The sequence below is a fragment of the Sphingopyxis sp. genome (assembly GCF_016704835.1).
In the GTDB taxonomy this organism is placed as follows: Bacteria; Pseudomonadota; Alphaproteobacteria; order Sphingomonadales; family Sphingomonadaceae; genus Sphingopyxis.
Genome location: NZ_JADIZJ010000001.1, coordinates 775518 through 794314 on the forward strand (window position 1 = coordinate 775518; position 18797 = coordinate 794314).

At 58.6% G+C, this 18797-nt stretch carries 18 protein-coding genes; 12 read left to right on the top strand and 6 right to left on the bottom strand.

What is annotated here, in order from left to right:
• The first annotated feature begins 94 nt into the window (after window positions 1–94).
• From IPF76_RS03840 to ubiM, 4 genes are all read left to right on the top strand, one after another.
• The gene (locus tag IPF76_RS03840) at window positions 95–796 is read left to right on the top strand and encodes a Crp/Fnr family transcriptional regulator (RefSeq protein WP_293839860.1); all 702 of its coding nucleotides are present in this window, start codon (window positions 95–97) and stop codon (window positions 794–796) included.
• Window positions 797–918: 122 nt separating this feature from the next.
• The gene (locus tag IPF76_RS20705; protein WP_366499053.1) at window positions 919–1377 is read left to right on the top strand and encodes a hypothetical protein; all 459 of its coding nucleotides are present in this window, start codon (window positions 919–921) and stop codon (window positions 1375–1377) included.
• A 20-nt stretch (window positions 1378–1397) separates the two neighbouring features.
• Entirely contained in the window at window positions 1398–2228 is an 831-nt protein-coding gene (locus IPF76_RS20710) for a hypothetical protein (protein WP_366499055.1), read from the top strand.
• A gap of 265 nt (window positions 2229–2493) precedes the next feature.
• Window positions 2494–3714, top strand: coding sequence for a 5-demethoxyubiquinol-8 5-hydroxylase UbiM (gene ubiM / locus IPF76_RS03850; protein ID WP_293839863.1), 1221 nt, complete (start codon window positions 2494–2496; stop codon window positions 3712–3714).
• 234 nt (window positions 3715–3948) lie between these two features.
• Here ubiM and IPF76_RS03855 read toward each other — a convergent pair whose 3' ends face one another.
• A complete protein-coding gene (locus IPF76_RS03855; protein WP_293839866.1) occupies window positions 3949–4257 on the bottom strand; it encodes an Rrf2 family transcriptional regulator in 309 nt (102 codons plus the stop codon).
• Window positions 4258–4334: 77 nt separating this feature from the next.
• Here IPF76_RS03855 and IPF76_RS03860 point away from each other — a divergent pair, with 77 nt between their 5' ends.
• Genes IPF76_RS03860 through IPF76_RS03870 form a run of 3 tightly spaced genes read left to right on the top strand, consistent with a single transcriptional unit; the run spans window position 4335 to window position 5549 of the window.
• Window positions 4335–4817: a group III truncated hemoglobin gene (locus tag IPF76_RS03860; RefSeq protein WP_293839916.1), complete on the top strand. Its 483-nt coding sequence runs from the start codon at window positions 4335–4337 to the stop codon at window positions 4815–4817.
• Window positions 4810–5268 (top strand): hypothetical protein, encoded by a 459-nt coding sequence (locus IPF76_RS03865; protein ID WP_293839919.1) that lies wholly within the window; start codon window positions 4810–4812, stop codon window positions 5266–5268. The genes IPF76_RS03860 and IPF76_RS03865 overlap by 8 nt, the downstream gene beginning before the upstream one ends.
• Window positions 5269–5270: 2 nt before the next feature.
• A complete protein-coding gene (locus IPF76_RS03870) occupies window positions 5271–5549 on the top strand; it encodes a DUF1971 domain-containing protein (RefSeq protein ID WP_293839922.1) in 279 nt (92 codons plus the stop codon).
• Window positions 5550–5599: 50 nt separating this feature from the next.
• Here the strand turns inward: IPF76_RS03870 and IPF76_RS03875 are convergent, their stop codons facing one another.
• The 4 genes from IPF76_RS03875 to IPF76_RS03890 all read right to left on the bottom strand — a co-directional run bounded on the left by IPF76_RS03875 (window position 5600) and on the right by IPF76_RS03890 (window position 7842).
• The gene (locus tag IPF76_RS03875) at window positions 5600–6217 is read right to left on the bottom strand and encodes a carbonic anhydrase (RefSeq protein ID WP_293839924.1); all 618 of its coding nucleotides are present in this window, start codon (window positions 6215–6217) and stop codon (window positions 5600–5602) included.
• Between the two features lie 4 nt (window positions 6218–6221).
• Window positions 6222–6947: an NnrS family protein gene (locus IPF76_RS03880; protein ID WP_293841908.1), complete on the bottom strand. Its 726-nt coding sequence runs from the start codon at window positions 6945–6947 to the stop codon at window positions 6222–6224.
• Between the two features lie 137 nt (window positions 6948–7084).
• On the bottom strand, window positions 7085–7432 hold the full coding sequence (locus tag IPF76_RS03885; RefSeq protein ID WP_293839926.1) for an NnrS family protein: 348 nt from the start codon (window positions 7430–7432) through the stop codon (window positions 7085–7087).
• Window positions 7429–7842: a hypothetical protein gene (locus IPF76_RS03890; RefSeq protein WP_366499059.1), complete on the bottom strand. Its 414-nt coding sequence runs from the start codon at window positions 7840–7842 to the stop codon at window positions 7429–7431. The genes IPF76_RS03885 and IPF76_RS03890 overlap by 4 nt, the downstream gene beginning before the upstream one ends.
• Before the next feature lie 91 nt (window positions 7843–7933).
• Here IPF76_RS03890 and IPF76_RS03895 point away from each other — a divergent pair, with 91 nt between their 5' ends.
• Window positions 7934–9196: a hypothetical protein gene (locus tag IPF76_RS03895; RefSeq protein WP_293839928.1), complete on the top strand. Its 1263-nt coding sequence runs from the start codon at window positions 7934–7936 to the stop codon at window positions 9194–9196.
• Here IPF76_RS03895 and IPF76_RS03900 read toward each other — a convergent pair.
• Entirely contained in the window at window positions 9193–9888 is a 696-nt protein-coding gene (locus IPF76_RS03900; RefSeq protein WP_293839931.1) for a helix-turn-helix domain-containing protein, read from the bottom strand. The two genes, IPF76_RS03895 and IPF76_RS03900, sit on opposite strands and share 4 nt — an antisense overlap.
• Before the next feature lie 218 nt (window positions 9889–10106).
• Here IPF76_RS03900 and IPF76_RS03905 point away from each other — a divergent pair, with 218 nt between their 5' ends.
• The 4 genes from IPF76_RS03905 to narJ are packed head-to-tail and all read left to right on the top strand — an operon-like array spanning window position 10107 to window position 18797.
• The gene (locus tag IPF76_RS03905; protein ID WP_293839933.1) at window positions 10107–12854 is read left to right on the top strand and encodes an MFS transporter; all 2748 of its coding nucleotides are present in this window, start codon (window positions 10107–10109) and stop codon (window positions 12852–12854) included.
• Window positions 12851–16588: a nitrate reductase subunit alpha gene (locus tag IPF76_RS03910; protein ID WP_293839936.1), complete on the top strand. Its 3738-nt coding sequence runs from the start codon at window positions 12851–12853 to the stop codon at window positions 16586–16588. Before IPF76_RS03905 ends, IPF76_RS03910 begins: the two co-directional genes overlap by 4 nt.
• On the top strand, window positions 16585–18111 hold the full coding sequence (gene narH / locus IPF76_RS03915) for a nitrate reductase subunit beta (protein ID WP_293839939.1): 1527 nt from the start codon (window positions 16585–16587) through the stop codon (window positions 18109–18111). The genes IPF76_RS03910 and narH overlap by 4 nt, the downstream gene beginning before the upstream one ends.
• Window positions 18111–18797: a nitrate reductase molybdenum cofactor assembly chaperone gene (gene narJ / locus IPF76_RS03920; protein WP_293839941.1), complete on the top strand. Its 687-nt coding sequence runs from the start codon at window positions 18111–18113 to the stop codon at window positions 18795–18797. Before narH ends, narJ begins: the two co-directional genes overlap by 1 nt.

Genomic DNA, 18797 nt, shown 5'->3' on the forward strand with positions numbered 1-18797 from the left:
TTTGCGGCTTCGCCTGATCGATATTGCAAGATGAGTAATCGATGAAGAACATCGGATTGTTGCGACTGTCGCTGTTCTCGCTTAGTCAGCAAACATGAGCGATTGTTCAACATGCGTCGTCCGGAACCGCGCGATTTGCGCCAGCCTCGAACCTGATGAATTGCAGGTGCTGAGCAAGCTTGGCCGCAAACGGAAGATCAAGCGCGGCGAGACTCTCTTGTGGGAGGGCGATCCGGCTCCGGTTGTCGCCAATATCATCGATGGCGTGCTTAAACTTTCGATGAACCTGCACGACGGGCGCGAGCAGATCGTCAGCGTTATGTACGCATCAGACTTTGTCGGCCGGCCGTTTGGCAAGGAAAGCCCTTACCGAGTGAGCGCAATGACCGACGCGGAGGTCTGCGTTTTCACAAGATCTTCCTTTGACAGTTTTGCGAAGGAACATCCCGACTTGCAGAATAAATTGCTCCATCGGTCGCTCGATGAGCTCGACCGCGCGCGCGAATGGATGACCTTACTGGGCAAGAAATCGGCAACCGAACGTATTGCTACTTTGTTGATCGAACTATCGGATCGCCTGAGTGTGGATGGCTGTAGTCCGACCTCCCGTTACCTCGATCGTTTCGAGCTGCCGATGGACCGGCAACAGATCGCAGATATATTGGGCCTGACGATCGAGACTGTAAGCCGGCAATTCACCCGTATCCGGAAACAAGGGATAATTGATCTGCCTGACCGGCGGACGGTTATCATAAACGAGCGTAGCCTACTGAAAGCGGTCGCAGGAGTAGCCTGACCCAAGGCCTGCAGGAAGTTCAGGCTCCGGAATCATATCGCCCCATTTGCCTCGTATTTTTCGGTAAAGCGTCTTTGATCAAGATCAAAGCATATTGAGCTCACCCGATTACCACGCTTCTAATGTGGCCTTATCATCCAGAATTGCTGGCAAAACCCGTGCCCCGCTATACCAGCTATCCGACCGCACTAGAGTTTCATAGCGGCTGCGGAACCGACAAGTATATTCAGGCGCTGAGCGACATGCCGCCGGGCACGCCGCTGTCTCTTTATGTCCATATTCCCTATTGCCAATCAATTTGTTGGTATTGTGGATGCAATACCGGGGCAGCGAACAAGACCCAGAGACTAACCGCCTATCTGGAAGCGCTCGAAAACGAATTCGCGTTGATCGGACAATTGCTCGGTGGCCGCGGGAAGGTGCGCCGCATCGCCTTTGGCGGCGGCAGCCCGAACGCCATCACGACGGTAGATTTTGTCCGCCTTCTCGACCGGATCACAACGATATTCGTTGCCGGATCGCCGGAAATCTCGGTGGAACTTGATCCGCGCGGCTTACCCCTGAATGGGCATTGGCGTTAGCTGCATCAAATGTCAGCAGAGTGAGCCTCGGTGTTCAGACTTTTGCGCCGCATGTTCAGGAGGCCATAGGCCGAATCCAGCCGCTCGCTGATATCGAGAAATCCGTATCCGCCTTGCGCCTGCGCGGCATAAATTCGATCAATTTTGATCTGATGTATGGCCTGCCCAAGCAATCGTTGCAGGATCTCGATGATACGCTAAGCCAGGCAATAGAACTTCGGCCCAGCCGGGTCTCGTTGTTCGGCTATGCCCATATGCCCGACCTGATACCGCGGCAGAGACAGATCGATGGCGACAATCTGCCCGATCCAGAATTGCGTTTCGAACAAAGCGAGCTCGGCTATCAGCGATTGACCGAAGCCGGCTATGTCGCGATCGGTTTCGATCATTTCGCCTTGCCTGCAGACTCGCTGGCAATTGCCGCGACCGAAGGCCGGGTCCATCGCAACTTTCAGGGCTTTACCGATGACCCTAACGAGTTTTTGCTCGGCTTTGGCGCCAGCGCGATCAGCAGCTTGCCCGGACTATTGGTGCAGAATGAAAAAAATGTCGGGCGATACCGGTCCATGGTCTCGTCAGACAAGGTCGCGGCTGTCCGCGGCGTGACGCGCGACGAAGAAACAAAGAAACGGGGTGCGATAATCTCGTCTCTTCTGTGTCAGGGACAGGTTGATGCCGAGACTGCCAGTGTGCTGCCGGATGCCAATATCCTCGACAATTTTGAAGAAAAGGGCCTGGTCCGGCAGCGCGAGGGCAAGTTGGTAATTACAGATGCGGGACGGCCTTATGCGCGGCATATTGCGTGTCTCTTCGATCAGTTTCGTGCCCGGCAGGAAACAGTTGCAGCGTAGGAAGGCATTACATCTCTGCCTCCAAAGACAGAGAAGAAGAATGTCTCGACACTCTATCGCATCAGTTACATGAAGGGTGCCGGACGCTGTAGAGCCTATTCGGGCGGGCCCTTGGGCCTTCCTCCCGATACATCAGGAGCAAGAGCAATAGAATGCGCCGCCACCAACACATTAGCCACAAGAGCGCAGCCATCGACATGACATTGATCAAAGCGACGCAGGCTTTCCGGAGCTATCTCCGCCGTAGATTGATCGGAGATTTAGGGTGGAAAAACGAGTTGTTATTGTGGGTTCGGGCCCGGCTGGGCTTTGTCTGGCACGGGCCTTGTCGCCATCCGGAGCGAAGATTGCCCTGATCGATTCACAAGAAGCCGATTCGCTGGAAAATCCGGGCTTTGATGGACGTGAGATCGCGCTGACACAGCGGTCGGTCGCGGTCATGAAAGAGCTTGGCGTCTGGGACAGAATCGGCGCGGACAAGGTTTTCGCACTCAGCGAGGCGCGCGTGTTTGACGGCAAATCGCCCTTTCCGCTGCGTTATGGATCGAATCGTGAGGATGATCGGCTCGGTTGCCTCGTGTCCAATTGCGATATTCGCAAGGCGGCCTTCGAAGCTGCAAGCGAGTGTGAGAATGTGGAGCTGGTTGCCGGCACCTCGGTCGTTTCGCTCGATATTGGCGACCGGATGGCGAACGTCTCGCTGTCCGATGGACGAGAGTTGTCAGCGCCACTCCTCATCGCGGCGGATAGCCGGTTTTCCTTTGTGCGTAATCAGCTCGGCATCGGCGCGGAAATGAATCGTCTCGGCAAGGCGATGCTGGTGGGGCGTGTTCGGATCGACACACCGCATGACGACGTCGCGACTGAATGGTTCGATCACGGCCAGACACTGGCCTTGCTTCCGCTCGGCGCGGGCATGGCATCGGCGGTGCTCACGGTTTCTGAAGGGGATGCTACCAGGATCTTGGCGCTCGATCCCGATGCCCTGGGGCAGGAACTGCATCGCCGGTATCGCGGCAGGTTCGGGACTATGGAACCGATCGGACCTATGCATGCCTATCCGCTGACAACTGCCTTTGCGCGTCGATTTGTCTGCCATCGAGCAGCTCTGGTTGGCGATGCGGCGGTGGGGATGCATCCGGTCACGGCACATGGCTTCAACCTGGGGATTGCGAGCGTGCGTCACCTGACAGATGAGATCTTGCCGCTTTTGGAACGCGGCGCAGATCCAGCAAACTCTGCGGCGCTCAGGCGATACGAGAGGCGGCATCGCCGTGAAAGTCTTCCGATCTATCTGGCGACAAATTCGATCGTTGGGCTCTACACGGATGATCGCCTGATCGCGCGCGCCGCGCGCCGCTTCGGCCTCAGAGTTGCGCAGACTCCTCCTGCGCAAAAAATCGTGAATCGCATCCTGATGCGCCCGCAGGCAAAAGCGCCCCGCTTGCGGTTGCCTGGGATCGGAGGGCGGTTGCGAATGGGCTAGGGTCAGGACCGATAAATTCCGCAGAGCGTGGCTTGTGGCAATTGGCCCAGTTGCGAGGAAAGCTTGCTCGCTGTCCGCGATGGTCTGCCAAAGAGTTCATGTCTGGCGTCACGATTCTTCTGGGATCAGTTCCTTGAGAAAGCGCGGCTTTGACCCCGTGATTTGCGCAAGACTAAATTGATCGAGATGAGCCAGAAAGGCCTCCAGTGCCCCGGCCAATGCAGGCTTCAACCCTCAGACCCGTTCCACCACGCAAGTCTCCCTGCCGCCCATGCAGGCGACAAATCCTGTGGTGTTTTCCAAACTGCGCACCACGTGGCCAATATTTATATCTGACGGCGCGCGTGCCAGACGCACTCCGCCACCGCGTCCGCGCTGCGTTTCGATAAAACCTGCGGCGGCAAGGTCTTGTGCCACCTTGGCGAGGTGGTTGCGAGAGATATCATAATACTCCGCAAGCCAGTCGATCGAAACGACCTCCTCTTTTGCCGCAAGCGCCATCAGCATGCGTAAGGCGTAATCGGTTCGGAGATTCATCTGCATAAAAAAGGTATATCAGATATTGCTTTTGGCACCAAGGGTCTTTAATAGGCATATTATATACTTCTTTAAGAGATTCTATGATGCCTGCGGTTACCGAAAGATCACGCCAGGAAGTGCACGCTGCAAGAACTGCAAAACGCGCGCATGCAGAAGCGCAGGGCGTCGACGAACAATTCATCTCGCTTATGGTCGAACGTTTCTATGCCAGCATCCGCCAGGACAATCTGCTTGGCCCGATCTTCGCGGAGCGCATTTCCGATTGGCCTGCGCACATGGAGCGGATGAAGACATTCTGGCGCTCCATCCTGTTCAACAGCGGGGAGTTTTCAGGCAACCCGATGGCCAAGCACATGGCCATTCCGGGGCTTGAAGACACGCATTTCGTGCGCTGGCTCGAACTCTTCTACGGCACCTTGAAAGACCTCGGTCCCCAGCCTGAAGGCGCAGCCCTGGTTGCCCAAAGGGCGCGTGCCATCGCCGATAGTCTCCTTACCGGAATTTCCATCCGGCGAGACGGCATCTCCGGATCCAAAGCAGGAAGGAATCTCCCCCATGTTTGAACACCAATTGATAGTGGCTGATCGCGCCACTGACTTCGAGGCTGAAGTCTATGCCTTGGAACAGACCCTGCAGCCTTTGGCCGCCGCCCCCGTTCCACCGCGAAACCCGGGGTTCCAGTTTCCTCGGCGTGTATGGCTCGCCATGTTCGCGTGTTATGCGATCTTCTTCCTTGCCATTGCCGCAGCCACAGGCGGAAGCGGACATGCACGCTTCGCCATCATCATCTCGGTCCTTTATGCCGCCGTCTATTTCGGAGTGGCGAGGATCGGTGCGCGACAGGCCGGACCAGAGGACATTTCGCCGCTCGATCAGGGCAAGATGCTCGATACTTTTACCGGTTTGATGGACAAGAGAGCCGTATATGGGCAGGTCCTGATTGTGCCGCTCGCTGTCGCCCTGTTTGGCATGGCGATACTGGTCATCACACTTTCGATCGGGATCGGCAGTTAGGTATGCGGAACGTTTTGCCGGATGGTGTTGAGAAGTATGCCGAATCACCCCTCTTCAGCGAAGAGACGGTTCCCGAAAAACTCACCTCGGAACATGATCTGAAAGCCGGGGTCTGGGGCAAATTGTGCGTAATCGACGGGAGCCTCGAATATCACCTTCCGGGTGAAGCGCACCGGAGCCAACTTCTCAAAGCAGGTGAACACGCCGTCATCGAACCGCAGCAGGTGCATTTCGTCAAACCGGTCCGAAACGTCCAGTTCAGGGTTGAATTCTATCGCTGAACCAGGATGCACCCGGTGGCACATTCACGTACACCGCCGCGGATGCGCTTTCAGTCAATAGGGTCGAGAAAGTCCACCTTGCCACTGTCGAGATGATAGAAGGCTCCGACGACTTTGAGCTTCCCTGTTCGCTGGGGCTCTAGCAGAGCGGGCGACGCTTCGTCCCGCAATTCGCGAACAACGCGTCGGACATTGCTGATCGCTGCAGCGTCGACGATGTGATCGGCCCACGGATCCGTTTCAAGCACGGCGGGGAGCAGCGACTGAAGGACCTTGGAGATATTGCCGGTAAAACTCGCCTTGCCCCGCGCCAGCGAAACGGCTGCATTGAGAGCACCGCAAGCCTCGTGACCCATGACGACGATCAAGGGGACTTGCAGATTCGTCACGGCGAATTCCAGACTGCCAAGCGCGGTCGTGCAAAGGGTATTGCCAGCATTGCGAATAATGAACAGCTCACCTAGGCCGCGCTCGAACAACAGTTCCGGCGGCACCCGCGAATCCGAACAGCTCAGATAGGCGGCAAATGGTCGCTGCGCCGCTGCCAACTCAAGCCGGCGCATACGGTCCATCGTGGGCTCGTAGGTTGTATCGTCGAGAAACCGCCGATTGCCTTCCTTCAGAAGTTCCAGCGCTTCGTCGGGGTTCAGTTGGGGCGCGTCATCCATCTGCTTAGCCTGCCTTTCCATCGCTTCGCGGTGACAGGTAAATGCCCATATTGCGCAGCAGCCATGGCAGCATCCCGAGACAGAGCGCGCCCACCGATACCAGCAACGCTTCGGCCAATTCCAGTTGGAGTGCAGCCCACAACCGGGCGATAGCGGCTGCCTGAACCGCACCGAAAGCGAGCCACGCGAGAGCTGTCATCGAGAGGGGCCGGCCTGAATGCCCCTGTGTTACGCGGGTCACCATTGCGACAAGTAAACTTCCCGCAAATCCGATCATCAATGCGTGATCCGGGCCGCGACCCAATGCCAAGGTTGCGGTATCCAGCATGGCAAGCGTGAAGCCCATTGGCGCCCAGGCGAACCCCCAGATCAACACAATCAGAAGTCCTGGTGCGCTTGCCCGCGGCCACCACTTCCACAGCATGGCACCGGTTAGAGCCGCGAGTGCGCCGTTCGCCGAAATCGCCAGCCAGCCAATGTTGAGGAGCTCGCCTGCCAAGCGAGCCAGTAGTGAAATCCAAAGGGCAGCGATGAGCCAGTCAGGTCGCCAGCGGGCATAGCCCTCAACCACATTGCCGGCGAAAAACGGGACCATCCGGTGGGCCACCGTCAGGAATATCGGGAGCAGGAATCCGCCGATTCCGATGCGGTTGGCATAAACCAGATAATCCGAAGAACTGCCGCCGATAAATGCGATTGTCGTAAACAGACCGGCAAGGCCTAGCGTCAGACCGGCAAGTGCAGACCATGCGTGTCAACAGGGAGGCTTCCCTGCTTTCATCCCACGCCACAACACGCCAACCAAGCCCAGCAATGCGTTGGTCCAACCAACGGCAAGCAAAGCGAAACCCGGCAAAAGTAAAGAGGTCAAGCCCAGTGCCAAGGCGACAAGGACGAGCACAGCACCAACAAGAAGCAGGACACCGACAGAGGCAATTGGCGCAACGCAAGATCGGGGAGACCGATCCAGCGCGGGAACACCGTGAGCAGAAACCCGAAGATGAAAGGGGCAAGGCCGAGATAGATCATGGCCGGACCGTGCAGCAGGGTGGGCGGCAGATCAGTGGTCGGGATGCCGGATAGCCCTGCGTGCAGCTGCGCCAATTGCACCAGCCACCAGATTAGCAGTCCGCCGAAGGCCAACGAGCCGGTAAGAAGGGCAGGCGGCGCGGCGCTGCCAAAAGGATCAACGGATTCACGAAAGGGCCTTCTCAAATAAGTCCGTGAGCGCCAGCCATTGCGCCCAAAGTGGTTGCCAACGCAAACACCGACAGTATACGGTGCACGATCACCATCGTCCGGAAATCCCGCTCGGGTGTTGTTGAATTGGCCATCCGGCGGTGGAGGAAGAGCGGCTCGGCCACAAACAGCATCAGGAAGAACACCAGCCATAAAGCGAGCATCGCGGACATCCACCAGTAGGCGGGCTCAGCAAACCGCCACCACATGTCACCGCGCCAAGTCATCCAGAATCCAGATGCACCGGCCAGCAGAACCCAGACTTTGGCCTGAACGGAAAAGCCCTGCTCGATCTTGTGAAAGGCATGGAGCCGGTCTGCGGCGCTTCGGCTCTCGCTATCGCGGGCATGACCACAAAGGTCACGGACCAGACACCGCCGATCCAACCGACAATCGAGACGACATGGAGCACGCGGGCCAAAGTGAAATCATCGATCATCATATATCGCTCCATGGGTGAATTGCGCGTCTGCGACTTTGACAAGGATCAAATACTTTGGCTGGCAGCCTCCTATTTGGGCGATCATGAAAACCAAAATCCTCTCGCTCGCCGCCAGCTCGCTGGCCATTCTCGCGCCAGTAACCGCAATGGCACAATCAGGCGATGACCTACCCTTCGATCCCTATCTCGACCTGAGATACCGGCTGGAAGTCGTCGATCAGGAAAACCTGCCAGAAGATGCGACCGCTTCGACGCTTAGAATCAGGGGCGGGGTCGAGACCGACGAATGGAACGGGCTAAGTGCGCTGGTTGAAGGCGAGGCGGTCGTCAGGATTGGTGCCGATGACTTCAACGACACTGTCAACGGATTGACCGAGTTCCCGGTCGTGGCGGATCCATCCGATGTGCTGCTCAATCGTGCGTTAGTGCGTTGGCGGCCCCACGAATCGGTCGAGGCCGTCGTTGGGCGTCAGAAGGTAAATTTCGACAATCAGCGCTGGATCGGTTCAGTTGACTGGCGTCAGAACGACCAGACCTTCGATTTGGCGCAGATCACGGTCAAGCCGATTGAAGGAGCTAGGGTCGATTATTTCCATGCCTGGCGGGTGAATCGCATTTTCGGGCCGGATTCGCCGCAAGGCATCTGGCGGGACAACGACATCCACAACATCCATGCGAGCTATGCCATTCCGTCGATCGGCACAGTGTCTGCCTATGGCTATTTCCTCGACATGCCTGACGCGCCTGCCGCCAGTTCGCAAACGCTGGGGGTGCGCCTGACGGGAACGCAGCCGCTGAGCGGCGAGGCCACGCTCCTCTATGCGGCAGAATATGCGAACCAGCGCGATCTCGGACTCAATCCGGCCGATTTCTCGCTCGATTATCTTCTGATCGAACCCGGAATCTCGGTAAGTGGCTTCACTGCCAAAGCAGGGTTCGAGCGGCTTGAAGGCAATGGCGCCGTGGCCCTGCAAACCCCGCTTGCCACGCTCCACGCCTTTAACGGTTGGGCGGACAAGTTTCTGGCTACGCCGCCGGGAGGCCTGCGCGACTTCTATGGGGATATCAGCTACCGCTTCGGCGAGGGCTCTGGTCTGAACGGATTGACGCTGCGCGGTATCGTGCATGATTTCGGCGCGACTGCGACCGATCAGGCTTATGGTCGCGAGCTGAACCTGCTTGCGGTCTATCCAATCAGGAGCAACATCACGCTGCTTGCCAAATTTGCGCACTATGACGCAGATGGTTTCTCGGTCGATACCACCAAGGGCTGGCTTCAGCTGCAGGTTACTTTCTAGCGAGGGTCGTTTGGCACAGGGTCGGGCCGAGCGAACCGGGACAGGCGCTCACGGTCTTCGATTGTAACTTTCGCTCCATCGAGCGCCACACCGTGGCTCTTGAGCGTGCCGAAGGCGCGCGAAAGGTTTTCCGGAGTCATACCGAGTAGCGATGCAAGCAGGCGCTTTTCGCCAATAAGCTCGAATTGATCGCGATCGCCACGACGGTTGCTGTATTCCAGCAGGCAGTTGCCCAGCCGTTCGGCTGACTGGCGCACTTTCATGTCGGTGAGTGCACGGACAAGGTCGCGATATCCCAATGCGAGCTCGTGCATTGCCGCGTGCATCAAGGCGCTATCCTGCCGGATTGCTTCGCGCAATTGCGCGGCCGGGACCAGCAGAATTCGCGAAGACGCAAGCGTTCTTGCGGACATCAGATACGGCATATCCGTCACCGCAGCGGCGAGAATGTAGCTTGAGACTGGCTCGACAATACGCATCGTGGTGTCGCGCCCCGCCCCTTGGACGAACAGCTCTACCAGCCCGTCGACAAGCACGTGCAGAAAATCGGCATGCTGCCCCGCTTCGAATAGTGTGAGTTGCGGAGGAAAGACCTGCAGATACGATCCGGCAAGCACCAGGTCGCGCTGCTTCTCGGCCATGTCGCGGAATAGCGGAAGCCGGGCGATTTCAGGCTTCTCGCCGATTCTCATAAATGCCGGAGCTCCAGTGTATCGAGCTAGGATTACTAGCGCCCCGCTTGATGTTTATCAAGGAGTGGCTTGATCTCTTCTGAAGCCTGGCAGCGCACTTGTCATGCGAAGGCAATTTTCCCGCTCCTGCAATCTGCAATTTGATCGCTGTCAAAGAGCAAGAGCTCTTTGGCTCGGCAGTGAAGCTCCGTCACGCATTCTTGATGAGGCATCATTCCATGTCGGCCCAGGCAATTGCGACCAGCAGCGAACAGAACCTTGCTCTCGGTCTCAGCACATTCGCATTCACCATCTGCTTTGCCGTCTGGACGATCTTCGCGATCGCCGGGATCGAGATCAAGGCCGAGCTTGGCCTGAGCGATACGCAGTTCGGCCTGCTGGTCGGCACCCCGATCCTGACCGGGTCGCTCAGCCGTCTGTTGTTGGGCGTCTGGACCGATCAGCATGGCGGACGGATCGTGTTTCCGCTCACCATGCTGGCCTCGGCGTTGTCGACTTTCCTGCTTTCCTATGCCGACAGCTATCTGATGATGTTGCTGGCGGCACTGGGGCTGGGCCTTGCCGGTGGCGGCTTCGCAGTTGGCGTCGCCTATGTCTCCAAATTCTATCCCCTCGAAAAACAGGGCTCTGCGCTCGGCTTTTTCGGCATGGGCAATGTTGGCGCCGCGGTCACGAAATTCCTCGCCCCTTGGGTCATGGTCGCAATCGGCTGGCAGGGCGTCGCCCAGGTCTGGGCGGGTGCGCTCGCCCTGGTCGCGGTGCTGTTCTATATCTTTGCAAAGGATGATCCCGAATTCGCCGCACGAAAGGTCAGCGGCGTCAAAGCCAGGACTCTGATCGAACAGCTCGAGCCGCTGCGCAACGAGCAGGTCTGGCGCTTCTCGGTCTATTACTTCTTCGTATTCGGGGCCTTTGTGGCCCTGGCGCTGTGGCTGCCAAATTACATGGTTGGCCTGTACGGGATCGACGTGAAGCTGGCTGGTATGCTGGCGGCGACTTTCTCGCTCTCGGCCAGCGTGTTCCGCGCCTATGGCGGCGTGCTGTCGGACAAATATGGCGCGCGCAAGATTATGTATGCGACCTTTGGCGTGTCGCTGATCTGCCTGTTCATGCTGTCCTATCCGGCAACCGATTATGTGATCCACGGGATCGAAGGCGACATCGTCTTCTCGACTTCGATGAGCCTGGTGCCGTTCGTGATTACCGTGTTCGTGCTCGGCTTCTTCATGTCGCTGGGCAAGGCGGCGGTCTACAAGCATATTCCGGTCTATTATCCGCACCATGTCGGTTCGGTCGGCGGTCTCGTCGGGCTGGTCGGCGGTTTGGGCGGCTTCGTCCTGCCGATCGTGTTCGGCGCGGTCAGTGATCTTACCGGTATCTGGACCAGCTGTTTCATGGTGCTGTTCGCACTGGTTGCCGTGGCGCTGGCTTGGATGCACATCGCTATTCGCCAGATGGAACAGAAGGCCAGCGGCATGGATACCCGTTCGCTGCCCGAATTCCCCGAAATGGCGGAATTGCACGATGAGGAGAAACACGCAGCGGCCACGCCGAGCAAGGTCCTCGTCGAGTGGAAACCGGAGGACCCGGATTTCTGGCAGCGGACCGGGGAGAAGATTGCCAAGCGCAATCTCTATATCTCGATCCCGGCACTGCTGCTGGCTTTCTCGGTGTGGATGGTTTGGTCGATGGTGGTCGCGAAGCTGCCGTCCATTGGCTTCAACTACACCACCGACCAACTGTTCTGGCTGGCCGCTTTGCCGGGCCTGTCGGGTGCAACGCTGCGGATCTTCTACAGCTTCGTAGTGCCGATCTTCGGCGGACGGCTGTGGACCACCATGTCCACCGCATCGCTGCTGATCCCGGCTTTTGGCATCGGCTATGCCGTCCAGAATCCGGATACGCCTTACATCATCTTCTTGGTGCTGGCGCTGCTGTGCGGCTTTGGTGGCGGCAACTTCGCCTCCTCGATGTCGAACATCAGCTTCTTCTTCCCCAAGGCGCAGAAAGGCAACGCACTGGCGCTCAATGCCGGGCTGGGAAATCTCGGCGTCTCGGTGATGCAGTTCCTCGTCCCTATCGTCATCGTGGCCGGAGTGTTCGGTGCGCTGGGCGGCGAGCCGCAGCAGACTGCCGAAGGCGGCGAGCTGTGGTTGCAGAACGCGGGCTTCATCTGGGTGCCGTTCATCATGATCTCAACCCTGCTTGCATGGTTCGGGATGAATGACATTGCTGATGCGAAGGCGAGTTTTGCCGAGCAGTCGGTAATCTTCCAGCGCAAGCACAACTGGCTGATGTGCTGGCTTTACACCGGTACCTTCGGCAGCTTCATCGGATTTTCCGCCGGTCTGCCGTTGCTCGCCAAACAGCAATTCCCCGATATTGACGTGCTGCAATTCGTCTTCCTCGGACCATTGGTCGGCGCGCTCAGCCGTGCGGCCACAGGCTGGGTATCGGACAAGTGGGGCGGCGCACGGGTCACCTTCTGGGTGTTCGTGATGATGATGCTCGGCGTGGTGGGCGTGATGTACTTCCTTCAGGCTGCCAGCTGGTGGGGCTTCCTGGGCATGTTCATCTTCATGTTCTTCATGACGGGTGTCGGCAATGCCTCGACCTTCCAGATGATCCCCAACATCATGCGGACCGAAGTGCCCCGGCTGATGCCCGAGCTTTCGGGTGAGGCCAGCTTGCGCCAGTCGGAGAAGGAATCCGCCGCCATCGTCGGTTTCACCTCGGCCATCGCAGCCTACGGCGCATTCTTCATCCCCAAGAGCTTTGGCAGCGCCATCGCAGCGACTGGCTCTCCTATGCCAGCGCTGTGGGGCTTCCTGATCTTCTACGCCAGCTGCGCGGTGCTGACCTGGTGGGCCTACACCCGCCGCGGCGGCCTGCTGCACGATATCGAACGCAGGGCTGCACCGGCCCCAACTCCATCAACCGCCTCGCTCAAAGGAGCAACAGCATGAGCAAGCTTCTCGACCGCCTGACCTTCTTCAACCAGAAGAAAGTCGCCTTTTCCGAGGGTCACGGCGTGACCACCAATGAAAATCGCGATTGGGAAGACAGCTATCGCAAGCGCTGGCAGCACGACAAGATCGTGCGCTCCACCCACGGGGTGAACTGCACCGGATCGTGCAGCTGGAAGATCTACGTCAAGGGCGGCATCATCACCTGGGAAACCCAGCAGACCGACTACCCGCGCACGCGGCCCGATCTGCCCAACCATGAACCGCGCGGCTGTCCGCGCGGGGCCAGCTACAGCTGGTATATTTATTCGGCCCAGCGGCTAAAGTATCCGATGGTTCGCTCGCGCCTGCTCAAACTGTGGCGCGAAGCGCGCGTAGTGCGCACGCCGGTCGCCGCTTGGGCTTCGATTGTCGAGGATCCCGCCAAGCGGAAGAGCTACACCGCGATCCGCGGCCATGGCGGGTTCGTTCGCTCGACTTGGGACGAGGTGAACGAGATCATCGCCGCCGCCAACGCCTATACTGCCAAGACTTATGGCCCCGACCGGGTGATCGGCTTCAGCCCGATCCCGGCGATGTCGATGGTCAGCTATGCGGCGGGATCGCGCTATCTATCGCTGCTCGGCGGTACCTGCATGTCGTTCTACGACTGGTATTGCGATCTTCCGCCGTCCAGCCCGCAGACCTGGGGCGAGCAGACCGACGTTCCCGAAAGCGCGGACTGGTACAATTCCGGCTTCCTGATGATGTGGGGATCGAACGTGCCGCAAACGCGTACGCCAGACGCTCACTTCATGACCGAAGCGCGCTATCGAGGCACCAAAGTGGCCGTGGTCAGCCCCGACTATGCCGAAGCGACCAAGTTTGCTGACCTGTGGCTCAATCCCAAGCAGGGCACCGACGCCGCACTGGCGATGGCGATGGGCCATGTGATCTTGCGCGAATATCATCTCGACAGGCAGGCGGAGTATTTCGAGGACTATTGCCGCAAATATTCAGACATGCCGATGCTGGTGCGGCTGGTCGAGAAAGACGGCGCCTATGTGCCGGAAAACCTGCTGCGCGCCGCTGATTTCCTCGACGGCCTCAGCGAAGAAAACAATCCCGACTGGAAGACGGTCGCCATCGACGACAATACTGACGAAGTGGTAGCGCCCAACGGCTCGGCCGGCTTCCGTTGGGGCGAAGAAGGCAAGTGGAACCTTGAAGAGAAAGACGGACGCGGAAACGACACCGTCTTGCGGCTGACCAACATCCTCGAAGGCAATCACGACGAGGTAATCGAAGTTTCCTTCCCTTATTTTGGCAACCGTGAACACGATCACTTCGAAGGGACCGATCACCCGAGTGTGCTCAACCGGCGGGTGCCTGTGCGCCAGCTTCAGTTGAAGGATGGCAAGGCCTTCGTCGCCACCGTGTTCGACCTGTTCTGCGCCAATTACGGCCTCGATCGGGGTCTGGGCGGGGAGCATGTCGCTCGCGATTATGGCGAGATGGTCCCTTACACCCCGGCATGGGCGGAGAAGATCACCGGCGTGCCGGCTGACCATATTATCACGATAGCGCGCGAGTTCGCGGGCAATGCCGAGACGACGGGCGGCAAGTCGATGGTTATCCTCGGAGCCGGGATCAACCACTGGTACCACATGGACATGACGTATCGCGGCATAATCAACCTGTTGGTGATGTGCGGTTGTGTCGGCCAGTCTGGCGGCGGCTGGTCGCATTATGTCGGGCAAGAAAAACTTCGCCCGCAAACCGGTTGGGCCCCTTTGGCCTTTGCGCTCGACTGGAATCGCCCACCGCGCCACATGAATTCGACCAGCTTCTTCTACGCCCATACCGATCAGTGGCGCTATGAAACGCTGGATGTAGAAGAAATCCTTTCACCCACCGCGCCCGAAGGCGATTGGGATGCCAGCCTGATCGACTACAATGTTCGGGCTGAGCGGATGGGCTGGTTACCATCCGCTCCGCAGCTCAAGACCAACCCGCTGGAAGTGGGCAAGGCGGTCAAGGCTTCGGGCAAGGAAGCGAAAGACTATGTCGCCGATGCGCTGAAATCGGGCGAGCTGGAAATGTCCTGCTTCGATCCGGACGATCCGGCCAACTGGCCGCGAAATATGTTCGTATGGCGTTCAAATCTGCTTGGGTCCTCGGGCAAAGGCCACGAATATTTCCTCAAGCATCTGCTCGGCACCGCACACGGCGTGCAGGGCAAGGATTTGGGCGAAACCGGCGCGCAAAAGCCCAAGGACGTGAAGTGGCACGACGAAGCGCCCAAGGGTAAGCTCGATCTGCTGGTGACGCTCGATTTCCGCATGTCGACCACCTGCGTCTATTCGGACATCGTTCTGCCGACGGCGAGCTGGTACGAGAAGGACGATCTCAACACGTCCGATATGCACCCGTTCATTCACCCGCTGTCGGCGGCGGTCGATCCGGTGTGGGAATCGCGCAGCGACTGGGACATTTACAAGGGGATCGCCAAGAAGTTCTCCGAAGTGGCCCCCGAAGTGCTCGGCGTCGAGCAGGACGTGGTGATGACCCCGATCCAGCACGACAGCCCGAACGAAATCGCGCAGCCCTATGACGTCGCTGACTGGGGCAAGGGCGAAGTGGAGCCAATCCCCGGACAGACCATGGCCAATATCGCGGTGGTCGAGCGGGATTATCCGAACCTCTACAAACGCTTCACCGCGCTCGGGCCCTTGATGGACAAGCTCGGCAATGGCGGCAAGGGCATCGGCTGGAACACCGAGCATGAGGTGGAGAACCTGCGCAATCTCAATGGCCGCGTCCTCGAAGAGGGTCCGACCAAGGGTATGCCGCAAATTGAAAGCGCGATCGACGCAGCCGAGGTTATCCTGATGCTCGCGCCTGAGACCAATGGCGAGGTCGCGGTCAAAGCGTGGGGCGATCTGGGCAAGAAAACGGGCCGCGATCACAAGCATCTCGCCTTGCCCAAGGAAGAGGAGAAAATCCGCTTCCGCGACATTCAGGCGCAGCCGAGGAAGATCATTTCCTCGCCCACCTGGTCGGGGATCGAGAGTGAGCATGTCTGCTACAATGCTGGCTACACCAACGTCCATGAACTGATCCCGTGGCGCACGCTGACCGGCCGTCAGCAGCTCTACCAGGATCACAAGTGGATGCGCGCCTTTGGCGAAGGCTTCTGTGTCTATCGCCCGCCGATTGATACCAAGGCGGTGAAACCAATGCTCGATGAGGCGAAGGGCGCGCCGCACGTGATCCTCAACTTCATCACACCGCACCAGAAATGGGGCATCCACTCGACCTATACCGACAATCTGCTGATGCTGACGCTGTCGCGCGGCGGGCCGATTGTTTGGATGAGTGAGGTGGACGCGGCAAAGGCCGGGCTGGTCGACAATGACTGGGTGGAGGCGTTCAATTCCAACGGTGCGCTCGTCGCCCGCGTCGTCGTCTCGCAGCGCATGAAGGAAGGCACGCTGTTCATGTATCATGCGCAGGAAAAGCTGACCAATATGCCCGGCTCTCCGCTGACCGGGCAGCGCGGGGGCATTCACAACTCGGTGACCCGCGCGGTGCTGAAGCCAACCCACATGATCGGCGGCTATGTCCAGCTTGCCTACGGGTTCAACTATTACGGAACCGTTGGTTCAAACCGCGACGAATATGTCATCGTCCGCAAACTATCGAAGGTCGATTGGCTCGAAGAAGCCCTGCCTGAAGGGGAGACCGTAGCATGAAAATCCGCGCACAAATCGGCAAGGTTCTGAACCTCGACAAATGCATCGGCTGCCACACTTGCTCGGTGACGTGCAAGAACGTGTGGACCAGCCGTGAAGGTATGGAATACGCTTGGTTCAACAATGTCGAGACCAAGCCCGGCATCGGCTATCCTAAGGACTGGGAGAACCAAAAACGCTGGAATGGCGGCTGGGAGCGTACTCCGGGTGGTTCGATCCGGCCCAAGATGGGCGGCAAATGGCGGCTGCTGGCGAAAATTTTCGCCAATCCCGACCTGCCTGAAATCGACGACTACTACGAACCCTTCACCTTTGATTACGACCATTTGCAAAAGGCGGGCGAAAGCAAGGCCTTTCCCACCGCGCGCGCCCGCAGCCTGATCAGCGGCAAGCGGATGGAGAAGATCGAATGGGGTCCGAACTGGGAAGAAATTCTTGGCGGTGAATTCTCCAAACGTTCGGAGGATTACAATTTCGAAGGGGTCCAGAAGGAGATCTACGGCCAGTTCGAAAACACCTTCATGATGTATCTGCCAAGGCTGTGCGAGCACTGCCTCAACCCCACTTGTGTCGCCGCCTGCCCGTCTGGCGCGATCTACAAGCGCGAGGAGGACGGCATTGTCCTGATCGATCAGGAAGCGTGCCGTGGCTGGCGCATGTGCGTGTCGGGCTGCCCCTACAAGAAGATCTATTACAACTGGAAAACCGGCAAATCGGAAAAGTGCATTTTTTGCTATCCGCGTATCGAAGCCGGGCAGCCGACGGTGTGCAGTGAAACCTGCGTTGGCCGTATCCGCTATCTGGGCGTTATGCTCTATGATGCTGATCGCATCGAGGAAGCGGCCAGCGCCGAGAATGTCGAGGATCTGTATCAGGCGCAGCTCGATATCTTCCTTGATCCCAATGATCCCGAAGTGATCGAGCAGGCCCGTAAAGACGGCGTGCCGGAAAACTGGCTGGAGGCCGCACGGCATTCGCCGGTGTGGAAAATGGCGATGGAATGGAAGGTCGCCTTCCCGCTTCACCCGGAATATCGGACCTTGCCGATGGTATGGTACGTGCCGCCGCTTTCGCCGATCAGCGCAGCAGCGAATGCCGGGCAGATTTCGGTCAACAACAACATGCCCGATATCCGCTCGCTTCGCATTCCGCTCAAATACCTCGCCAACCTGCTGACTGCGGGGGACGAGGAGCCGATTGCTGTCTGCCTTGAACGCATGCTCGCCATGCGCGGCTACATGCGCTCAAAATCGATCGAGGGCGTGCAGAACGAAACCATCGCCACCGATGTCGGCCTCACTGGCGCGCAGATCGAGGAAATGTACAAGGTCATGGCGCTGGCGGATTACGAAGATCGTTTCGTCATCCCCACCGGCCACCGCGAGGATGCCGAAGACATGTTCGAAGAACGCGGTTCCTGCGGCTTCTCCTTCGGCAATGGCTGTTCGGGCGGATCGACCAAGGCCAATCTGTTCGACACCCACTCTCGCAAGAAACTCCAGACTCCATCGGAGGTGTTCTGATGCAATCGCTTCACCTGATATCATTGCTGCTGCAATATCCGACCAAGGACTTGCAATCGGTCGCAGGCGAAATCCGCCAGCGGCTGGAGGGCGACAAAGCGCTTCCCACTGCTGACGTCGCTGCGCTTTCTCCCTTGCTCAAGCGTCTCGCCACCAGCGACATTTACGACGCGCAGGAAGCCTATGTTGAACTGTTCGACCGGGGCCGGGCGCACAGCCTGCATTTGTTCGAGCATGTCCATGGTGAAAGCCGCGACCGGGGGCAGGCAATGGTCGATCTGCGCCAGCGCTATCTTGCTGCCGGGCTGGAACCCAGTGGCAACGAGCTGCCCGATTATCTCCCGCTTTTCCTCGATTATTGCTCCACTCTGCCGGAGCAGGCGGCGCGCGAGGCTCTGGCCGAACCGGGCGTGGTGATGGTGGCGATTGCGGCCCGTCTGGCCGAGCGGGAATCCGATTATGCGCCGGTGTTTGAATTGTTGTGCGCCATCGCAGGCGTCGAGATGGACGAAGAGGCCAAGAACGCCATCCCTCCAGCCGATGACCCGCGGGATCTCGAAGAACTTGATGCCCAATGGGAAGAGGAGGAGATCCGTTTCGGAGCCGAAGCTGCCCCGGACCCCAACGCCGCGTGCCCTATCGCTGCAAGCCAGCTTGCCGCGATGCGGGGCGAGAAAGGAGCCTGA

What these genes read in the sequence shown, in the direction of transcription:
- IPF76_RS03875 (WP_293839924.1), bottom strand. Translation starts at nt 6,217, where the DNA reads ATGGATGACGCGCCCCAACTGAACCCCGACGAAGCGCTGGAACTTCTG.
- IPF76_RS03910 (WP_293839936.1), top strand. Translation starts at nt 12,851, where the DNA reads ATGAGCAAGCTTCTCGACCGCCTGACCTTCTTCAACCAGAAGAAAGTC.
- IPF76_RS03905 (WP_293839933.1), top strand. Translation starts at nt 10,107, where the DNA reads ATGTCGGCCCAGGCAATTGCGACCAGCAGCGAACAGAACCTTGCTCTC.
- IPF76_RS03840 (WP_293839860.1), top strand. Translation starts at nt 95, where the DNA reads ATGAGCGATTGTTCAACATGCGTCGTCCGGAACCGCGCGATTTGCGCC.
- IPF76_RS03870 (WP_293839922.1), top strand. Translation starts at nt 5,271, where the DNA reads ATGCGGAACGTTTTGCCGGATGGTGTTGAGAAGTATGCCGAATCACCC.
- IPF76_RS20705 (WP_366499053.1), top strand. Translation starts at nt 919, where the DNA reads ATGTGGCCTTATCATCCAGAATTGCTGGCAAAACCCGTGCCCCGCTAT.
- narH (WP_293839939.1), top strand. Translation starts at nt 16,585, where the DNA reads ATGAAAATCCGCGCACAAATCGGCAAGGTTCTGAACCTCGACAAATGC.
- IPF76_RS03865 (WP_293839919.1), top strand. Translation starts at nt 4,810, where the DNA reads ATGTTTGAACACCAATTGATAGTGGCTGATCGCGCCACTGACTTCGAG.
- IPF76_RS03900 (WP_293839931.1), bottom strand. Translation starts at nt 9,888, where the DNA reads ATGAGAATCGGCGAGAAGCCTGAAATCGCCCGGCTTCCGCTATTCCGC.
- IPF76_RS03860 (WP_293839916.1), top strand. Translation starts at nt 4,335, where the DNA reads ATGATGCCTGCGGTTACCGAAAGATCACGCCAGGAAGTGCACGCTGCA.
- IPF76_RS03855 (WP_293839866.1), bottom strand. Translation starts at nt 4,257, where the DNA reads ATGCAGATGAATCTCCGAACCGATTACGCCTTACGCATGCTGATGGCG.
- narJ (WP_293839941.1), top strand. Translation starts at nt 18,111, where the DNA reads ATGCAATCGCTTCACCTGATATCATTGCTGCTGCAATATCCGACCAAG.